This is a genomic window from Kitasatospora sp. NPDC059146 (genome assembly GCF_042786665.1).
Taxonomy (GTDB): Bacteria; Actinomycetota; Actinomycetes; order Streptomycetales; family Streptomycetaceae; genus Kitasatospora.
Genome location: NZ_JBHZCY010000027.1, coordinates 23,355 through 42,464, shown reverse-complemented (window position 1 = coordinate 42,464; position 19,110 = coordinate 23,355). Strand labels below are relative to the sequence as shown.

Genomic DNA, 19,110 nt, shown 5'->3' with positions numbered 1-19,110 from the left:
CCGCTGATCCGTCCGCGATCCCCACGGCCCCGCCGGTTCCGACCGGCGGGGCCGTTCGCCGTCCCCGGCAGGCCTGGAGCGGTGACCTGCCCCGGGGCCCGTTAGGGTCGGGGGCATGCACGGTCGCGATGCCCACAGTGATGAACCGGTCCGGGTGACCGCCTGGGTCCGGGGGAAGGTCCAGCAGGTCGGGTTCCGCTGGTGGACCAGGGCGCGGGCGCTGGAGATCGGCCTGACCGGCTACGCGAGCAACCTCGGCGACGGCCGGGTGCAGGTGGTGGCCGAGGGCCTGGCCGCCGACTGCGAGCAGCTGCTGGCCCAGCTGCGCGGCCCCGACACGCCCGGCGCGGTGAGTGGTGTGACGGAGATCTGGACCGCCGTCGGCGCAGGTTACGAGGGTTTCGAGATCCGCTGAGCCGTCTCCCCGCGGGGCGCCGCCGTCGCGCCCCGGAAATGATCGGCAACCGTCGGTGTCATACGGTTGCCATTCGGGCAGACTCGTGGTTGACTCCGCATCGAACGATGATCCACGAGCACGTGGTGGACCCGGGCCCGAGACCCCCAGGCGTGACGACACCGCCGGGCAGGTGACAGGGGCGCGGTAGCGTGCGGTGATCGTGTTGACCCTTTCCGTCTTTGGTGAGACGCTTGAAGCCCGCGCACACGATCGCGTTCCCCGGCAGGCGCATGCTCTCGTGAGCCCAGCTCACGGCGGTTGTGCCGTAGTGCCCAGCCAGCACTTCCGGTGCGCGCCGCGCGTGCGTCCCCCTTCCCCCTAGACCTGTACCGTTCCGGTTCGGTCACTCAGCGTGGAGGACCATTCATCATGGCAAAGGCGCTTCTCGGGTACGTCGGCGGCCCCGACCCGCGAATGCTCTCCGAGATGCGACGGCTTCAGCAGCGCGTCCAGGATCTTGAGTCCGAGCTCCTTCGGATGCAGGCTGAGAACGACGCGCTCACCGCTGTCGCTGACGAGCACTCGCTGCTCAACAGCATCGATCTGGACCAGCGGGAGCCGGCGCTCACCTGAGCCCCGCCCCGGTCCTCCCAGATCGACGCCGCTGTGCACTGAGCCGCCCCGAAAGGGACGCAGCTTTGCAAGGGACGCCCGGATGTGGCGTCCCTTCGTCGTGTCGGACTGCGGATACAGTCGGTTCCCGTCGTGAGCGAATGAGGGGACCGGCCGCGTGCACCTGAAGAGTCTGACGCTGCGCGGGTTCAAGTCCTTCGCCTCCAGCACCACCCTGCGCTTCGAACCGGGCATCACCTGCGTGGTCGGCCCGAACGGCTCCGGCAAGTCCAACGTGGTGGACGCGCTGTCCTGGGTGATGGGCGAGCAGGGTGCCAAGTCCCTGCGCGGCGGCAAGATGGAGGACGTCATCTTCGCCGGGACCAGCGGGCGCGCCCCGCTGGGCCGCGCCGAGGTCAGCCTCACCATCGACAACGCCGACGGCGCCCTGCCGATCGACTACGCCGAGGTGACGATCACCCGGACCATGTTCCGCAACGGCGGCAGCGAGTACGCGCTCAACGGCGAGACCTGCCGCCTGCTGGACATCCAGGAACTGCTCTCCGACTCCGGCATCGGCCGCGAGATGCACGTCATCGTCGGGCAGGGCCGGCTCGACTCCGTCCTGCACGCCGACCCGATGGGCCGGCGCGCCTTCATCGAGGAGGCGGCCGGCGTCCTCAAGCACCGCAAGCGCAAGGAGAAGGCGCTGCGGAAGCTGGACGCGATGCAGGCCAACCTCAACCGGGTCCAGGACCTGGTCGCCGAACTGCGCCGCCAGCTCGGCCCGCTCGGCAAGCAGGCCAGGGTCGCCCGCCGGGCCGCCGGCATCCAGGCGGACCTGCGCGACGCCCGGCTGCGGCTGCTCGCCGACGACCTGCTGGCCCTGCGCCGGGCCGTCGAGGCCGAGGTCGCCGACGAGTTGGCCCTGCGGCTGCGCCGGACCACCGTCGAACAGGAACTGGCCCGGGCGGTGCAGCGCGAACGCGTGCTGGAGGCGCAGGTCCAGCAGCTCGGGCCGGGCCTGGAGGCCGCCCGGCAGACCTGGTACCGGCTCTCCGCGCTCGCCGAACGCACCCGCGGCACGATCGGACTGGCCGAGGCCCGGGCCCGGCACGCCGTCGCCGGGGGCACGGTCGAGGAACGCCGCGGCCGGGACCCGGAGGAACTGGAGCGGGAGGCCGAACGGGTCCGCGAGGAGGAGGCCGCACTCGCCGAGGCACTGGAGGAGGCCCAGTACGCGCTGGCCGAGGCGGTCGAGCACAAGAGCGGACTCGAATCCGCGCTGGCCGCCGAGGAACGTCGGCTGCGGGACGCCACCCGGGCCATCGCCGACCGCCGGGAGGGCCTGGCCCGGCTCCAGGGGCAGGCCGCCGCCGCCCGCTCCCGGGCCGGTTCGGCGCAGGCCGAACTCGGCCGGCTCACCGAGGCCAGGGACGAGGCCCTGCTGCGCGCCGGGGCCGCCCAGGGCGAACTGGACGAGCTCCAGCAGCAGGTGGACGGCTCGGCCGTCGAGGACGGACGGGCCGAGGACGGCTACCGGCGGGCCCGGGCCCGGCTGGCCGAGGTCGAACGGGAGCTGGCGGCGGCCCGGGAGGCGGCCGGAGCCGCCGAACGCGAGCGGGCCGCGCTGACCGCGCGGCACGAGGCGCTCTCGCTCGGACTGCGCCGCAAGGACGGCACCGGCGCGCTGCTGGACGCGGGGGAGCGACTGGCCGGCGTGCTCGGCCCGGCCGCCGCGCTGCTGCGGATCGAACCCGGCCACGAGGTGCCGCTCGCCGCCGCGCTCGGCGCGGCCGCCGACGCCGTGGCGGTCGACTCGCCCGGCGCCGCCGCCGGGGCGCTGCGGCTGCTGCGCGCCCAGGACGCCGGGCGGGCCGCACTGTTGGTCGCCGGTGCCGCCGAACTGCCCCGGACCGAGGGCGAGTTGCCCGAAGGGGCCCGCTGGGCCGCCGAACTGGTCGACGGGCCGCCCGAGTTGCTCGCCGCCGTACGCAACCGGCTGGCCGGGGTGGCCGTGGTCGCCGACCTGGACCAGGCGCTGCGCCTGGTCGCCGAACGCCCCGGACTGTCCGCCGTCACCGCCGAGGGCGACCGGCTGGGCGCCGGCTTCGCCCAGGGCGGCTCCGCCGGCGCGCCCAGCGAGCTGGAGACCCGGGCGGCGGTGGACCGGGCCGCCCGGGCGATCACGGAGGTCGACCTGCGCTGCGCCGAGTCGGCCGGGCGGCTGGCCGAACTCACCGCACTGCGCGGGGAGTCGGCCGCCGAACTGGAGCGGCTCGGCGAACAGCGACGGCAGGCCGAGCAGGAACGGGCCCGGGTGGCGGGCTCGCTCGGCCGGCTCGGCGGGCAGGCCCGGGCCGCCGTTGGGGAGGCCGAACGGCTCTCGGCCGCCGCCGCGCGGGCCGAACAGGGCCTGGCCGAACTGCTCGCCGCCACCGAGGAACTGGCCGAACGGCTGGCCGTCGCCGAGGAGTCGGCGGACGCGGGGGAGGACGAGCCGGACCGGGCCGAGCAGCAGCGGCTCACCGAGGCCGCCTCGGCCGCCCGGCAGGCCGAACTGGAGGCCCGGCTCTCGGTGCGCACCCACGAGGAGCGGGTCCGCGCCCTGACCGGCCGGGCCGACCAGCTGGACCGGGCCGCCCGCGCCGAGCGCGAGGCGCGCGCCCGGGCCGCCGAGCGCCGCCGGCGCGCCGAGCACGACGCCCGGGTGGCGAACGCCGTCGCGGCGGGCGCCCGGCAGCTGCTCGCCTGCCTGGAGGTCTCGCTGGCCCGCGCGGACGCCGGGCGGGCGGCCGTCGAACAGGCGCTCACCGAGCGGGAGCGCGAGCTCCGGGAGCACCGCGAACACGGGCGCGGGCTCAAGGAGGAGCTGGACAAGCTGGTCGACGCCGGGCACCGGGACGAGGTGCTGCGGGCCGAGAAGCGGCTGCGGATCGAGCAGTTGGAGGCCCGCGCGCTGGAGGAGTTCGGCATCGACGGCGGCGAGCTGCTGGCCTCGTACGGGCCGGACCGGCCCGTCCCGCCCTCGGCGGCGGCGGAGGACGGGCAGGAGCCGGGGGAGCCGTACCCGTACGTCCGGGCCGAGCAGGAGAAGCGGCTGCGGGCCGCCGAGAAGGCGTACCAGCAGCTGGGCAAGGTCAACCCGCTGGCGCTGGAGGAGTTCGCCGCGCTGGAGGAGCGCCACACCTTCCTCGGCGAGCAGCTGGACGACCTCAAGCGCGGCCGGCGCGACCTGCTGGACATCGTCCGGGACGTGGACCAGCGGGTCGAGCAGCTGTTCAGCGCCGCCTACCACGACACCGCCGCCCAGTTCGAGGGCGTCTTCGCCCGGCTCTTCCCCGGCGGCGAGGGGCGGCTGGTGCTGACCGACCCGGACGACATGCTCACCACCGGGGTCGAGGTGGAGGCCCGTCCGCCCGGCAAGAAGGTCAAGCGGCTGTCGCTGCTGTCCGGCGGCGAGCGCTCGCTGACCGCGGTGGCCCTGCTGGTGGCGATCTTCAAGGCCCGGCCCAGCCCGTTCTACGTGATGGACGAGGTGGAGGCGGCGCTGGACGAGACCAACCTGCGCCGGCTGGTCGGGATCATGGAGGAGCTCCGGGAGAGCTCCCAGCTGATCGTGATCACCCACCAGAAGCTGACCATGGAGTCCGCCGACGCCCTGTACGGCGTGACCATGAAGGGCGACGGGATCTCCCAGGTGATCAGCCAGCGGCTGCGCGAGGGGCACCGGGAGCGGAAAGCACTCTCGGTGCCTCCCCGGCAGCACGACGAGGCGATCACCTCAGGGCCGATGGTCTGATCCAACGGCCCACGCCGGGGCAGATGCTCCCGGACGACCCGATCACGGATACTGGTCGGGTTGTGACTCCTCCCCCTCGCGCGCGAGGGGGCTTCTCACTCAGCCGCTTGACGACCTCATGACGGCCAAGCCCTGACCGGTGCCGGGTGGCACGCGGCCAGCGTAAGGGAGGCGGCGGCGCCCCGTGCGTCGGTGACCGAAGGATCACTCTGTCGTGGGATCCAGTGAAGGAGATTGATGTGGAATACGTGATCCTTGCCGTAGTCATCGCCGTGGTCGCCGTCGGCGCGATCGCGGGCCTCGTCGTTTCCGGCAGACGACGCCAGCAGCTGCCCCCGAAGTCGCAGGCGCCGGTCATCACGGCGCCGAAGACCACCCCGCAGGAGCCCCAGGTCGGCGAGGAGGCCGCGCCGCCGACCGAGGAGCCCCGCCGTACCGTCGAGGAGGTGCCGCTCCCCGAGGCCGTCGAGCCCGCCGAGGAGGTGGCGGTCGAGGCCCCGGCCGAGGCCGAGGCGGCGCCCGCCGTCGAGGTCCCCGAGCCCACCGCCGGCCGGCTGGTCCGGCTGCGCTCCCGGCTCTCCCGCTCGCAGAACTCGCTGGGCAAGGGCCTGCTCTCGCTGCTCTCCCGCGAGCACCTGGACGAGGACACCTGGGAGGAGATCGAGGAGACCCTGCTCACCGCGGACGTCGGCGTCGCCCCGACCCAGGAGCTGGTCGAGCGGCTGCGCACCCGGGTGAAGGTGCTCGGCACCCGTACCCCCGACGAGCTGCGCGCCCTGCTGCGCGAGGAGCTGGTCGAGCTGGTCGGCAAGGACGCCGACCGCACCGTCCGCTCCACCAAGCACGAGGAGGGCCCGGCCGTGGTCCTGGTCGTCGGCGTCAACGGCGTCGGCAAGACCACCACCACCGGCAAGCTGGCGCGCGTGCTGGTCGCCGACGGCCGCACCGTGGTGCTCGGCGCGGCCGACACCTTCCGCGCCGCCGCCGCGGACCAGCTGCAGACCTGGGGCGAGCGGGTCGGTGCGCGCACCGTGCGCGGCCCGGAGGGCGGCGACCCGGCCTCCATCGCGTTCGACGCGGTCAAGGAGGGCATCGCCGAGGGCGTCGACACGGTGCTGATCGACACCGCCGGCCGGCTGCACACCAAGACCGGCCTGATGGACGAGCTGGGCAAGGTCAAGCGGGTCGTCGAGAAGCACGGCCCGGTGGACGAGGTGCTGCTGGTGCTGGACGCCACCACCGGTCAGAACGGCCTGATCCAGGCCCGGGTGTTCGCCGAGGTGGTGGACATCACCGGCATCGTGCTGACCAAGCTGGACGGCACCGCCAAGGGCGGCATCGTGGTCGCGGTCCAGCGCGAGCTGGGCGTGCCGGTCAAGCTGATCGGTCTGGGCGAGGGCGCGGACGATCTGGCGCCGTTCGAGCCGGGTGCGTTCGTGGACGCGCTGATCGGGGACTGACCGGGACTTCCCGTCGGTCGGGGTCCGCTCCTTCGGGGGCGGGCCCTTTCGCCTGTCCGGGGTCCGGGGAGGCCGGGGGCGGGTGCCGGCGTCCGGCGTCCGACGTTCGGCGTCCGAGAGGAGTCCTACGAGGCGATCCAGGCGGGCTCGGCGGTGCGCTCGCGGCTGCGGTGGCAGGCGTACGCGAGGGTGCCGAGCAGCAGCCGGGCCTCGGGCGGGCAGCCGGCGTTGTCGCGGGTGGGGCGGCGCAGCCAGCGGACCGGGCCGAGCTCGCCGAGCACGGTGGGCGGGGCGGCGACGTAGCTGCCCTCGCCGTGGCAGGTGAGGTCGAGCGCGGCGTCGTCCCAGCCCATCCGGTACAGCAGGTCGGGCAGTCGGCGGGCGGTGCCGGCGGAGACCAGGAACTGCAGTCGGCCGGTGGGCGGGGCCAGTACCGGGCCGACCTGGGTGCCCATCCGCTCCAGCCGGACCAGGGCCTGGAGGCCGGCCGGCTCGGGGACGTCCAGCACGTCGAAGGCGCGGCCGGTGGGGAACAGCACCGAGCCCTCGGAGTCGGCGGCGTCGGCCGGCCCGGTGGTGCCGGGCACGGGGTGCAGGCCGGGGGCGGCGCAGCGGCGGGAGCCGCAGGGACAGCGGGTCGGGGCGGTGGCGCCGGCGGCCGGTTCGCCGGTGGCGACGGTCCAGCCCCAGCGGCCGGTGTACTCCGCGGCGGCCCGGGACGCGGTGACCTTGGTGCGGCGGCGCGCGCCCAGCGGTGCCAGCCGCAGGTGCCCCAGTCGAAGTTCGCCGAACAGGTTGTCCATGCCTCCCCCAACAGGTTCTCGTTGCCGATGGTTACGGGACGGTGACTGTGTGTTGATTGTCCGGTGTGTGGTGCGTGGTGCGGTGGCGGCGCGCAGCGCTTGGCGTGCGCCTGTTGTGGCGGTGTGCCTCGGGCGCCGCCTTGTGGGGGCGGCGCCGATGCCGGATCGTCGTGTGCGCGGGACGGTTGCCGTCCCGAGTGGGCGCCGAACTCGCCTGGGACTGCGATGGATTGCGGGGTCTGCCGGGTCTGCCGGGGTTGGCCGGGGGACTTGGCGGCCCGCATATGCCGGACCGTCGCGACTACCCAGTCAAGCGTGTGCCCCCGGGGTTCGGTTCACTCCTGGGGGTGGCGAAAGGTGGCGTTTCGCCAGGGGCGCTCCCACGGGTGCCTCACGGGGCACTACGTTCAGCACACGGACGTCGTCGAAGCGCCTGCTCCGAGCCGTCGGGGAACGGGAGTTGGGGATCTGACGGACCGTCCGGGACGATGGCACACCAGTACGACGAGCGGTACCGCGAGGACAGGACGGGCGGCACCGCGACACCTCAGGCACGGCACGTCTGGCAAGAGCCCGCAACCGTCGGGCGGTCACGATCGGGGGCCCCGCAGGGGCCGGGCGGGATGGGGACGTTCCCATGGCAGAGAAGCAACCCAACGAGAAGCTGACCACGTGGTTCGCCCGCAGCGGCTGGTCCAAGGGTGAGTTGGCCCGCCAGGTCAACCGCCGGGCCCGGCAGATCGGCGCCCACCACGTGTCCACCGACACCTCCCGGGTGCGTCGTTGGCTCGACGGGGAACAGCCGCGCGAGCCGATCCCCAAGATCATGTCCGAGCTGTTCTCGGAGCGCTTCGGCTCGGTGGTCTCGGTCGAGGACCTCGGCCTGCGCGCCGCCGTCCCGGTCTCCACGGTCGGCGGCGGCGTCGACCTGCCGTGGAGCGCCCCGCAGACCGTCCAGCTGATCAGCGACTACTCCCGCAGCGACCTGATGCTCAACCGCCGGGGCTTCCTCGGCACCTCCCTCGCGCTGACCGCCGGCGCCGCGCTGATCGAGCCGATGCAGCGCTGGCTCACGCCCGGCCCGACCGGCGTCCCCACCCCGATCCTCACCGCGGCCAACGGCGGCGAGGCGTTCACCGGCCGGCTCTCCGAGCCGGAGCTGGAACTGCTGGAGCAGACCACGGTCATGTTCCGTCAGTGGGACGCCCAGAACGGCGGCGGGCTGCGCCGCAAGGCCGTGGTCGGCCAACTCCACGAGGTCACCGACCTGCTGCAGGAGACGTACAGCGAGGACACCACCAAGCGGCTGTTCCGGCTCACCGCCGAACTCGCCCACCTGGCCGGATGGATGTCGTACGACGTCGGGATGCACCCGAGCGCGCAGAAGTACTACGTGCTGGCGCTGCACGCGGCCAAGGAGGCCGGCGACCGCCCCTTCGGCGCGCTGATCCTCACCGACATGAGCCGCCAGATGATCCACCTCAACCGGGGCGAGGACGCCCTGGAGCTGATCCACCTGGCGCAGTACGGCAGCCGGGACACCGCCACCCCGCGCCAGCAGTCCCTGCTGTACGCGATGGAGGCGCGCGCCTACGCCACCATCGGCGAGATCAACCGCTGCGCCCGGGCGATCCGGCTGTCCGAGGACACCTTCACCGACATCCGTGACGGTGACGGCGACCCGGACTGGCTGAAGTTCTTCTCGCCGGCCGAGCTGAACGCCGAGAACGCCCACTCCTACCGGGACCTCGCGTACCACTCGGACAACGCCCAGCTGTACGCCTCGCTGTCGGCGCCGGTGATGGAGCGCGCGGTCGACCTGTTCCGGCAGGACGACGACCACGTGCGGTCGTACGCCTTCAACCTGATCGGCATGGCCAGCGTGCACCTGCTGCAGCGGGAGGCCGAGGAGGCGGCGAGGTACGCCGAGCAGGCGGTCGACATCGCGACCAAGGTGCGTTCGGAGCGGCTGAACTCCCGGGTGCGAAAGACCACGGAGGCCGCGGCGGCCCGGTTCCAGGGCGTGGACGCGGTGAGCCGGCTCAAGGAGCGGGTGGTCCAGGACATCCCGGAGTTCGTCTCGGTGGTCTGAGCGACTCCGGCGGGGCTCCACCGACCGTGACGGCCGCCGCCGTCACGGTCGGTGGCACGTCCGGGGCGGCCCGGGCGCTGCGGTGAGGCGGTACCGGGCAGTGCGGTGAGGCGGTACCGGACGGTGCGGTGAGGCGGCACGGTAACCCATCCGGCCCCGCGTCCGGGCCGCGGTTCACGTGCCCGTAACCCGCGCGACGCACGCGTCACGGCCGCGAAACAACCGGTCGCACTGGCCGAAACCAGCCTTCGGCACTCTCCTCTTCATCGCCGCCACCCCGGGTGGCACGGGACAGGTACCCGGGGGTGGAGCGGCACTCACGCAGAGGAGACGCCGATGCCGGACGGCTTCAGCGCGGGCGACACCGCCTTCGTACTCATCAGTGCGGCCCTGGTCATGGTGATGACCCCGGGCCTGGCCTTCTTCTACGGGGGCATGGTCAGGGCCAAGAGCACACTGAACATGCTGGCGATGAGCTTCCTCTCGCTCGGCATCGTCAGCGTGCTCTGGGTGCTCTACGGCTACTCGCTCAGCTTCGGGCCCGACTCCTTCGCCGGTCTGATCGGCAACCTGGACTTCCTCGGGATGCGCAACATCGGGCTGAACGAACTCACCGGATCGATCCCGGTCACGGCGTTCGCGGTCTTCCAGCTGATGTTCGCGATCATCACCCCGGCGCTGATCAGCGGTGCGATCGCGGACCGGGCCAAGTTCTCCGCCTGGGGCCTGTTCATCGCGCTCTGGGTGACGGTGGTCTACTTCCCGGTCGCGCACTGGGTGTTCTTCTTCGACAACGGCAACGGCGGCTGGCTGGGCGACCGCAACGGCGTGATCGACTTCGCCGGCGGCACGGCCGTGCACATCAACGCCGGTGTCGCGGGCCTCGCGCTCTGCCTGGTGCTGGGCAAGCGGGTCGGCTTCAAGAAGGACCCGATGCGCCCGCACAGCCTGCCGCTGGTGATGCTCGGCTCCGGGCTGCTCTGGTTCGGCTGGTTCGGCTTCAACGCGGGCTCGGCGCTGGCCGCCAACGGCGTGGCCGCGATGGCGATGGTGAACACCCAGGTCGCCACCGGTGCGGCGCTGGTCGGCTGGCTGGTCTTCGAGAAGCTCAAGCACGGCGCGTTCACCACGCTGGGCGCCGCCTCCGGCGCGGTGGCCGGGCTGGTCGCGATCACCCCGGCCTGCGGCTCGGTCAGCCCGCTCGGCGCGGTGGCGATCGGCCTGGTCGCGGGCGCCGTCTGCGCCGCCGCCGTCTCGCTCAAGTACCGCTGGGGCTTCGACGACTCGCTCGACGTGGTCGGCGTGCACGCGGTGGGCGGGGCGATCGGCTCGCTGCTGATCGGCCTGTTCGCCACCGGCGGGGTCGGCCAGACCGCCAAGGGCCTGTTCTACGGCGGCGGGCTCGGCCAGCTCGGCAAGCAGGCGATGGGCGTGGCGGTGGTCGCCGCGTACTCCTTCGTGCTGTCCTGGCTGCTGGCCAAGGCGGTCGACAAGCTGGTCGGCTTCCGGGTCCCCGAGGAGGTCGAGGTGGCCGGCATCGACCAGGCCGAACACGCCGAGTCCGCCTACGATTTCAGCGCCGTCGGCGCGGGGCTGGCCCGGGCACTCCCGACCGTGGGCGCCGGTGCCGCGTCCGGTGGGAAGCCCGCCGGGAAGCCCGCCGACCCGCCCGCCGGAAAGTCCGCCGACACGTCCGTCGGGACGTCCGTTGAGAAGACCGAGGTCGACGCCTGATGAAGCTCATCACCGCCGTGATCAAGCCCTACCGCCTGGACGAGGTGAAGGCCGCGCTGCAGGCCTTCGGGGTCCACGGCCTGACCGTCACCGAGGCCAGCGGCTACGGCCGCCAGCGCGGCCACACCGAGGTCTACCGGGGCGCCGAGTACACCGTCGACCTGGTACCGAAGGTCAGGATCGAGGTCCTGGTCGAGGACGAGGACGCCGACGACCTGATCGACGTCCTGGTGAAGGCCGCCCGCACCGGCAAGATCGGCGACGGGAAGGTGTGGAGCGTCCCGGTCGACACCGCCGTCCGGGTCCGCACCGGCGAACGCGGCCCGGACGCCCTGTGAGGCACTGACCGATCCGGCGGATCCGCCCCCTGCCCGGGGCGCGGGTCCGCCCGTCGGCGCATCCCCGCTCAGCCGTACGACGGCTCGGCCCCGCGACGGCCCAGCCCCACCGGCCGGCCCCCACGACGGCTCATCCGCACCACGGACGGGACCCACGCGCATGACCACCGAGACCAGCCCCTCCGACCCCCTCGGCCACGCGGCGGCAAGGACCGCGCTGCTGGAGCGGCCCGGGCTGACCGGCCGCCCGCGCCGGGCCGCGCTCGCCCGGCTCACCGACGACTGGCTGGCCGCGCTGCTCGCCGACGCCGGGGCGCCGGCGTCCGGCGTCGCGCTGGTCGCCGTCGGCGGCTACGGCCGGGGCGAGCTGTCCCCGCGCAGCGACCTGGACGTCCTGCTGCTGCACTCCGGCCCGGTCCCGCGCGAGCTGCCGGAGCGGATCTGGTACCCGGTCTGGGACACGGGTGCCAAGCTCGACCACTCGGTGCGCACCGTCGCCGAGGCCCGGGCGGTGGCCGCCGCCGACCTCAAGGCCCAGCTCGGCCTGCTGGACGCCCGGCACCTGGCCGGGGACCGGGACCTCACCGCCGCGCTGCGGTCCGCGGTGTTCACCGACTGGCGCGCGAGTGCCCCCGTGCGGCTGCCCGAACTGCGCGAGCTGGGCCGGGAGCGGGCCGAGCGGCACGGCGAACTGTCCTTCCTGCTGGAGCCCGACCTCAAGGAGGCCCGGGGCGGTCTGCGCGACCTGGTCGCGCTGGACGCCGTCGCCGCCACCTGGCTGGCCGACGCGCCCCGGGACGGCCTGGACACCGCCGCCCTGCGCCTCGCCGACGTCCGCGACGCGCTGCACCTGGTCACCGGCCGGGCCACCGAGCGGCTCGGCCTCCAGGACCAGGACCAGGTCGCCGAGCGGCTCGGCGTGCTGGACGCCGACACCCTGCTGCGCCAGGTCTACGAGGCCGCCCGGACCATCGCCTACGCGAGCGACGTCACCTGGCGGGCGGTCGACCGGGTGCTCGCCGCCCGCTCCGGCCGCGGCCGCCGGGCGGTCCGGCTGGGCTTCCCGTTCACCGGCGCCGGGCGGGGCGCCGGCGCGGTGGCCCGGGGCGCCGTCGCCCGCCGCCCGCTCGCCGAGGGCGTGGTCGAGCAGGACGGCGAGGCGGTGCTCGCCCAGGCCGCCCGTCCGGCCGCCGACCCGGTGCTGCCGCTGCGCGCCGCGGCCGCCGCCGCGCAGAACGGGCTGACCGTCTCGTACGCGACGGTGCGCCGACTGGCCGCCGAGTGCCGCCCGCTGCCGGTGCCCTGGCCGGACGAGGCGCGCGAGCAGCTGGTGACCCTGCTGGGGGCGGGGGAGGCGGCCGTCCCGGTCTGGGAGGCGCTGGAGGCGGAGGGGCTGGTGACCAGGCTGCTGCCGGACTGGGAGCGGGTCCGCTGCCGTCCGCAGCGCAACGCGGTGCACCGCTGGACGGTGGACCGGCACCTGGTCGAGACCGCGGTCCGGGCCGCCGCGATGACCCGCCGGGTGGCCCGACCGGACCTGCTGCTGGTGGCCGCGCTGCTGCACGACCTCGGCAAGGGCTGGCCCGGCGACCACAGCGAGGCCGGCGAGGTGATCGTCCGCGACCTGGCCGTGCGGATGGGCTTCCCCGCCGAGGACACCGAGACCCTGGCGGTGCTGGTCCGCCACCACCTGACGCTGGTGGACACCGCCACCCGGCGCGACCCGGACGACCCGGCCACCGTCGAGACGATCACCAAGGCGGTCGGCACCCTGCCGGAGCTGGAACTGCTGCACGCCCTCACCGAGGCCGACGCGCTGGCCACCGGCCCGGCCGCGTGGAGCAGTTGGCGGGCCTCCCTGGTGGACGGCCTGGTGGCCCGGGTCGCCGTGCAGTTGGCCGGCGGCGGGGCCGCGCCGGTGGAGGCGGAGCCCGGCGCGGAGCAGGAGCGGCTGGCGGTCGAGGCCGCCCGCACCGGCGCCCCCGCGCTGTCGCTGCTGGCCCAGGCCGAGGGGGCGGACCCGGGCACCGAGCCGATGGGCGTCGAGCTGAACCTGGCCGTCCCGGACCGGCCCGGGCTGCTCGGCACGGTCGCCGGGGTGCTGGCGCTGCACCGGCTGACCGTCCGCTCGGCGGGCCTGCGCGAGCTGGACCCGATCGGCGCCGGCCCGGTGCTGCTGCTGTCCTGGCGGGTGGCGGCCGAGTTCGGCGAGCTGCCGGAGGCGGCCCGGCTGCGCGCGGACCTGCGCCGGGCGCTGGACGGCACGCTGGACGTCTCCCGCCGGCTCGCCGAGCGGGACGCCGCCGCCCCGCGCCGCAAGGGCATCCCGACCCCGCCGCCGCTGGTCACGGTGGCGCCCGCGGTGGCCTCGGCGACCGCGACCGTGCTGGAGGTCCGGGCGCACGACGCCCCCGGGCTGCTGCACCGGATCGGCCGGGCGCTGGACGGGGCGGGGGTGCGGGTGCGCACCGCGCACGTCTCCACGCTGGGGGCGGAGGCCGTCGACTCCTTCTACCTGACCGATCCGGCCGGCCTGCCGCTGGCCGCCGAGCGGGCCCGGGAGGTGGCGGCGGCGGTCCGCTCGGCGCTGGGCTGAGGGCCTCCCGCACGGGCGGCCGAGGGCCTCCCGCACGGGCGGCGGAGGGCCGCTCGCCCGGGGGTGGAGACCGTACCCGGGGCGGCCGGATACCCTGGGGACGACGACCGTACCGATACCGATGCCGCAGAGGACCCGCGACGACGTGTTCGACACCCTTTCCGATCGCCTCGCAGCGACGTTCAAGAACCTCCGGGGCAAGGGCCGCCTGAGCGAGGCGGACATCGACGCCACCGCCCGCGAGATCCGCATCGCGCTGCTGGAGGCGGACGTCGCGCTGCCGGTCGTCCGGGCCTTCATCAAGCAGGTCAAGGAGCGTGCGGCCGGCGTCGAGGTCTCCGGTGCGCTGAACCCGGCACAGCAGATCATCAAGATCGTCAACGAGGAGCTCATCGCCATCCTCGGTGGCGAGACCCGCCGGGTGCGGTTCGCCAAGAACGGCCCGACGGTCATCATGCTCGCCGGTCTGCAGGGTGCCGGTAAGACCACCCTGGCGGGCAAGCTCGGCCACTGGCTGAAGCAGCAGAAGCACACCCCGCTGCTGGTCGCCTGCGACCTCCAGCGCCCCAACGCGGTCAACCAGCTCCAGGTGGTCGCCGACCGCGCCGGCGTGGCCTTCTACGGTCCGCAGCCGGGCAACGGCGTCGGCGACCCGGTGCAGGTCGCCCGGGACTCGATCGAGTACGCCAAGCAGAAGCAGTACGACGTCGTCGTCGTCGACACCGCCGGCCGCCTGGGCATCGACGCCGAGCTGATGCAGCAGGCCGCCGACATCCGCGCCGCGGTGAACCCGGACGAGGTCCTGTTCGTCGTCGACGCGATGATCGGCCAGGACGCGGTCACCACCGCGCAGGCCTTCCTCGAAGGCGTCGACTTCACCGGTGTCGTGCTCTCCAAGCTCGACGGCGACGCCCGCGGTGGCGCCGCCCTGTCGGTCGCGCACGTCACCGGCCGCCAGATCATGTTCGCCTCCAACGGCGAGAAGGTCGACGACTTCGACGCCTTCCACCCGGACCGGATGGCCTCGCGCATCCTGGGCATGGGCGACGTCCTCTCGCTGATCGAGAAGGCCGAGCAGACCTTCTCGCAGGCCGAGGCCGAGAAGATCGCCGCCAAGCTGCGCGGCGGCCCGAAGGCCTTCACGCTGGACGACTTCCTGTCCCAGCTGGAGCAGGTCCAGAAGATGGGCTCGATCTCCAAGCTGCTCGGCATGCTGCCCGGCATGGGCCAGATCCGCGAGCAGATCAACAACATCGACGACAAGGACGTCAACCGGGTCGGCGCGATCATCAAGTCGATGACCCCGACCGAGCGCGCCGAGCCGGAGCTGATCAACGGCTCCCGCCGGGCCCGCATCGCCAAGGGCGCGGGCGTCCAGGTCGGCGAGGTCAAGAACCTGGTCGAGCGGTTCTTCGACGCCCGCAAGATGATGTCCGCGATGGCCTCCGGCAAGGGCATGCCCGGCATGCCGGGGATCCCGGGCATGGGCGGCGGCGCCAAGAAGTCCGGCAAGAAGGCCCCGCAGGCCAAGGGCAAGCGCAAGAGCGGCAACCCGTTGAAGCGGGCTCAGGAGGAGGCCGCGGCCGCCGAGCGCCGCGCGCTCGGCCCGGGCGCCGACCAGGGCCCGGCCGACGGCGGCGGCGCGTTCGGTCTCGGCGCGGGCAAGGGCCCGGCCGACTTCGAACTGCCCAAGGAGTTCAAGGACCTGCTGTAGTCCTCGGTTTCCCGCTGTTGCGGCCCGTCGTCCGGAGTCCTCCGGGCGGCGGGCCGCACGCGTGTCCGGGGCGACGCCGGTGGGACGGTGGGTGCCGCCGTGTCCGACGGGCTTCGCGGTGCCGGATGATGTCGGCATGCCAGATGATGTCGCCGTGCGAGTGATGATCAGGGCCCCGAGGGCCGAGGACGAGGTTGTGTACGCGGAGGCGGTCCGCCGGTCCGCCGATCACATCGGACGGTGGAACCCGGTCGAGCCGGACGGGCTGCCCGAGCTGCTGGGACGCCAGGGCGCCGGCCTGCGCACGTTCCTGATCCTCGACCGGGAGAGCGGCGGGCTGGTCGGCAAGGTGAACGTCGCCAACATCGTGATGGGCCGGTTCTGCAACGCCTCGCTGGGCTACGACTCGTACCTGCCGTACGCCGGCACCGGGCGGATGACGGAGGGCCTGCGGCTGGTCCTGGACCGCTGCTTCGCCCCGCAGTCGGCCGACGGGCTGGGCCTGCACCGGCTGGAGATCAACGTGCAGCCGGAGAACGAGCGCTCGATCGCGCTGGCCAAGCGGCTGGGCTTCCGGCACGAGGGCTACACCCCGCGGATGCTGTTCCTCCAGGGGGACTGGCGCGACCACGAGCGGTTCGCGCTGACCGCGGAGGAGTGGCCGGGCGGCGCGGCGTAGCCCACTGACAGGAGGTCATATCCGCTGGTCGGAGGCGTCGGTGCGGCCGTACGGACGGTCCGGCGCGGCGTTGCGGTTGGCCCGCCCCAGTGGCTGTCCGTATCGTCCGGTGGGTGACCGAACCCGTGCCGCCGCGCCAGACCCCCGACCAGCCCTGGCGGTCCGAGGGCGCCCCGCCCCCGCCGCCGCCCCGCCGCCGGATGCCCGGCGGCTGGGCGGGCCTCGTCCTGACCGCACTCGTGGTGTTCCTGATCTCCGACCTGCTGCTGTCGTTCTTCGGCAACGAGGGCGCCACCACGATCTCCTACACCGAGTTCAACAACCAGCTGAACAAGGGCAACATCACCAAGATCTACTCCAAGGGCGACGCGATCGAGGGCACCCTCAAGAGCGCCCAGCCCAAACCCGACGGCGGCAAGGGCGACTACACCGACTTCGACACCCAGCGCCCCTCCTTCGCGGGCGACAACCTGTGGACCACCCTGCAGCAGCAGGGCGTCGAGGTCACCGCCACCTCCCCGGTCCAGCAGCGCAGCTTCCTGACCAACCTGCTGCTCTCGCTCGCCCCGATGCTGCTGCTGGTCTTCATCTGGGTGCTGCTGGCCCGTCGGATGGCCGGCGGGCTCGGCGGCGGACCGCTCGGCCGCAAGGCCCCGCCCAAGCCGGTCACCGCCGACCAGGGCAAGCGCACCACCTTCGCCGACGTGGCCGGCATCGACGAGGTCGAGGCCGAACTCACCGAAGTGGTCGACTACTTGAAGCACCCCGAGCGCTACCGCAAGCTCGGTGCCAAGATGCCGCGCGGGGTGCTGCTCAGCGGCCCGCCCGGCACCGGCAAGACCCTGCTGGCCCGGGCCGTGGCCGGCGAGGCGGACGTGCCGTTCTTCTCCGCCTCCGCCTCCGAGTTCATCGAGATGATCGTCGGCGTCGGCGCCAGCCGGGTCCGCGAACTGTTCGCCGAGGCCCGCAAGGTCGCCCCGGCGATCATCTTCATCGACGAGATCGACACCATCGGCCGCCAGCGCGGCGCCGGCGGCGGCATGGGCGGGCACGACGAGCGCGAGCAGACGCTCAACCAGATCCTCACCGAGATGGACGGCTTCACCGGCTCCGAGGGCGTCATCGTGATCGCCGCGACCAACCGGGCCGACGTGCTCGACCCGGCGCTGCTGCGCCCCGGCCGCTTCGACCGCCGGATCACCGTCAGCCCGCCCGACCGGGAGGGGCGCGCCGCGATCCTGCGCATCCACACCCGGACCGTCCCGCTGGCCGGCGACACCGACCTCACCCAGCTGGCCAAGGTCACCCCCGGGATGACCGGCGCCGAACTCGCCAACCTGGTCAACGAGGCCGCCCTGCTGGCCGTCAAGCGGGAGCAGGACGCGGTCAACGAGCGGGACCTCTCGGACGCCCTGGAGAAGGTCCAACTCGGCGCCGTGCGACCGCTGGTGATGCCGCAGGAGGAGCGCGAGCGGACGGCGTACCACGAGAGCGGCCACGCGCTGCTGGGCATGCTCCAGCCGGGCGCGGACCCGGTCCGCAAGATCACCATCGTGCCGCGCGGCCGGGCCCTCGGCGTCACCCTCTCCACCCCGGAGAACGACCGCTACTCGTACACCGAGCCCTACCTGCGCGGCCGGATCATCGGCGCGCTCGGCGGGATGGCCGCCGAGCAGGTGGTCTACGGGGTGATCACCACCGGCGCGGAGAGCGACCTGGAGCAGGTCACCAATATCGCCCGCGGGATGGCCGGGCGCTGGGGGATGAGCGAGCGGGTCGGGCGGCTCACCGCCGTGCCCGCGGACGCCCAGGGCGCGTACGGGCTCTCGGCGGCGCCGACCACGCTGGACGCGGTGGACGAGGAGGCCCGGCGGATCGTCGCCGAGTGCTACGAGGACGCGGTGCGGATCCTGAACGAGGAGCGGCAGCGGCTGGACGCGCTGGCGGCGGCGCTGCTGGAGGCGGAGACCCTCGACGAGGAGGCGGCCTACCGGGCCGCCGGGGTGCCGCGGAAGGCCTCCGAGGAGGCGTGAGCCGGGGAGCCGGGGGCGCCCGCCGTGGTGGCGGGCGCCCCCGGTTTCCGTTGCTCGGGGGCTTTCAGCGCGGCCGCTCGGCGATCAGGTAGCGGAAGACGTTCTCCATCCGGACCGAGCCGTCCGGGCGCAGGTACGGCTGCAGCGCCTCCTCCAGCTCCTTGGCCACCAGCGGGGCGCCGGAGAACTCCTCGGCCGCCTCGAACAGTCCGGTGGAGAGCAGGCCGCGCACCGCGCTGTCGAGGTCCGGGTAGGCGAACGGGCAGCTCACCCGGCCGCTGCCGGCCGGGCGCAGGCCGGCCGGGGCCAGCAGGTCCTCCAGCGTTCCCGGCGCGCTCAGTTCGAACGGGTCGCGGGCGGTGGTCCGCCCGGCCATCCGGCGGGCCGCGTCCAGCACCGGGGCGCTCTCGCAGCGCTCCGGCGGGCCCCAGGCGGCGAGCACCACGTGCCCGCCCGGGAGGGTGTGCCGGGCCGCCTCGGCGACCACCGGCCCGGGCTCGGCGGAACCGGGCAACTGGTCGAAGACCGTCACCAGCGAATGGGCCGAGCGGGGGACGGCGGCGGCCGGCCGGGCCCCCGCGCACACCCGCAGCCGACGCCCCCGGGCCAGCTCGCGCAGCTCGTCCCGCGGCTCCTGCCCGGCGACCTGGGCGCCCCGTCCGGCGGCCAGCAGCAGGGCCAGTCCGGACCGGCAGCCCAGTCCCAGCACGCTGCTCGCCGGGCCGACCTCCAGGCGGTCGTGCACCGCCTCGTAGAGCGGCACCAGCATGCGCTCCTGGATCTCCGCCCAGTCGCGCGCCCGCGCGGGCCCCGCGGCCTCCTGCGGGGGGTGGTGCGGTCGTGCGCCGGT

At 74.0% G+C, this 19,110-nt stretch carries 13 protein-coding genes; 11 read left to right on the top strand and 2 right to left on the bottom strand.

Annotated elements, in window-relative coordinates; genetic code table 11:
* Positions 1–115 precede the first annotated feature (115 nt).
* The 4 genes from ACFXPX_RS14860 (at position 116) to ftsY (ending at position 6,271) form a co-directional block, all read left to right on the top strand.
* Complete coding sequence (locus ACFXPX_RS14860; RefSeq protein WP_380525269.1) at positions 116–415, top strand: acylphosphatase; 300 nt, start codon at positions 116–118, stop codon at positions 413–415.
* A gap of 411 nt (positions 416–826) precedes the next feature.
* Positions 827–1,030: a hypothetical protein gene (locus ACFXPX_RS14855; RefSeq protein ID WP_030243474.1), complete on the top strand. Its 204-nt coding sequence runs from the start codon at positions 827–829 to the stop codon at positions 1,028–1,030.
* 157 nt (positions 1,031–1,187) lie between these two features.
* Positions 1,188–4,811 carry a chromosome segregation protein SMC gene (smc, locus tag ACFXPX_RS14850; protein ID WP_380641438.1) on the top strand — a complete coding sequence of 1,208 codons (3,624 nt, stop codon included), beginning with the start codon at positions 1,188–1,190 and terminating at the stop codon, positions 4,809–4,811.
* A gap of 239 nt (positions 4,812–5,050) precedes the next feature.
* Positions 5,051–6,271, top strand: a complete 1,221-nt coding sequence (ftsY, locus tag ACFXPX_RS14845) for a signal recognition particle-docking protein FtsY (protein ID WP_380641436.1) — start codon at positions 5,051–5,053, stop codon at positions 6,269–6,271.
* Positions 6,272–6,396: 125 nt separating this feature from the next.
* On the opposite strand, the gene ACFXPX_RS14840 is transcribed toward ftsY, so the two are convergent.
* Entirely contained in the window at positions 6,397–7,074 is a 678-nt protein-coding gene (locus ACFXPX_RS14840; protein WP_380641434.1) for a bifunctional DNA primase/polymerase, read from the bottom strand.
* A gap of 595 nt (positions 7,075–7,669) precedes the next feature.
* Between ACFXPX_RS14840 and ACFXPX_RS14835 the strand changes: the two genes are divergently transcribed.
* The 7 genes from ACFXPX_RS14835 to ftsH all read left to right on the top strand — a co-directional run bounded on the left by ACFXPX_RS14835 (position 7,670) and on the right by ftsH (position 18,260).
* On the top strand, positions 7,670–9,166 hold the full coding sequence (locus tag ACFXPX_RS14835) for a hypothetical protein (protein ID WP_375891824.1): 1,497 nt from the start codon (positions 7,670–7,672) through the stop codon (positions 9,164–9,166).
* Positions 9,167–9,502: 336 nt separating this feature from the next.
* Positions 9,503–10,900, top strand: a complete 1,398-nt coding sequence (locus ACFXPX_RS14830; protein ID WP_375891760.1) for an ammonium transporter — start codon at positions 9,503–9,505, stop codon at positions 10,898–10,900.
* Entirely contained in the window at positions 10,900–11,238 is a 339-nt protein-coding gene (locus tag ACFXPX_RS14825) for a P-II family nitrogen regulator (RefSeq protein ID WP_350508264.1), read from the top strand. Before ACFXPX_RS14830 ends, ACFXPX_RS14825 begins: the two co-directional genes overlap by 1 nt.
* 160 nt (positions 11,239–11,398) lie before the next feature.
* Positions 11,399–13,834: a [protein-PII] uridylyltransferase gene (locus tag ACFXPX_RS14820; protein ID WP_380641432.1), complete on the top strand. Its 2,436-nt coding sequence runs from the start codon at positions 11,399–11,401 to the stop codon at positions 13,832–13,834.
* A 145-nt stretch (positions 13,835–13,979) separates the two neighbouring features.
* The gene (gene ffh, locus ACFXPX_RS14815; RefSeq protein ID WP_380525289.1) at positions 13,980–15,548 is read left to right on the top strand and encodes a signal recognition particle protein; all 1,569 of its coding nucleotides are present in this window, start codon (positions 13,980–13,982) and stop codon (positions 15,546–15,548) included.
* Between the two features lie 136 nt (positions 15,549–15,684).
* Positions 15,685–16,227 (top strand): GNAT family N-acetyltransferase, encoded by a 543-nt coding sequence (locus ACFXPX_RS14810; protein ID WP_380525265.1) that lies wholly within the window; start codon positions 15,685–15,687, stop codon positions 16,225–16,227.
* A gap of 113 nt (positions 16,228–16,340) precedes the next feature.
* Positions 16,341–18,260, top strand: coding sequence for an ATP-dependent zinc metalloprotease FtsH (ftsH, locus tag ACFXPX_RS14805; protein ID WP_375891766.1), 1,920 nt, complete (start codon positions 16,341–16,343; stop codon positions 18,258–18,260).
* A gap of 64 nt (positions 18,261–18,324) precedes the next feature.
* Here ftsH and ACFXPX_RS14800 read toward each other — a convergent pair whose 3' ends face one another.
* A complete protein-coding gene (locus ACFXPX_RS14800) occupies positions 18,325–19,029 on the bottom strand; it encodes a class I SAM-dependent methyltransferase (protein ID WP_375891768.1) in 705 nt (234 codons plus the stop codon).
* Positions 19,030–19,110 lie beyond the last annotated feature (81 nt).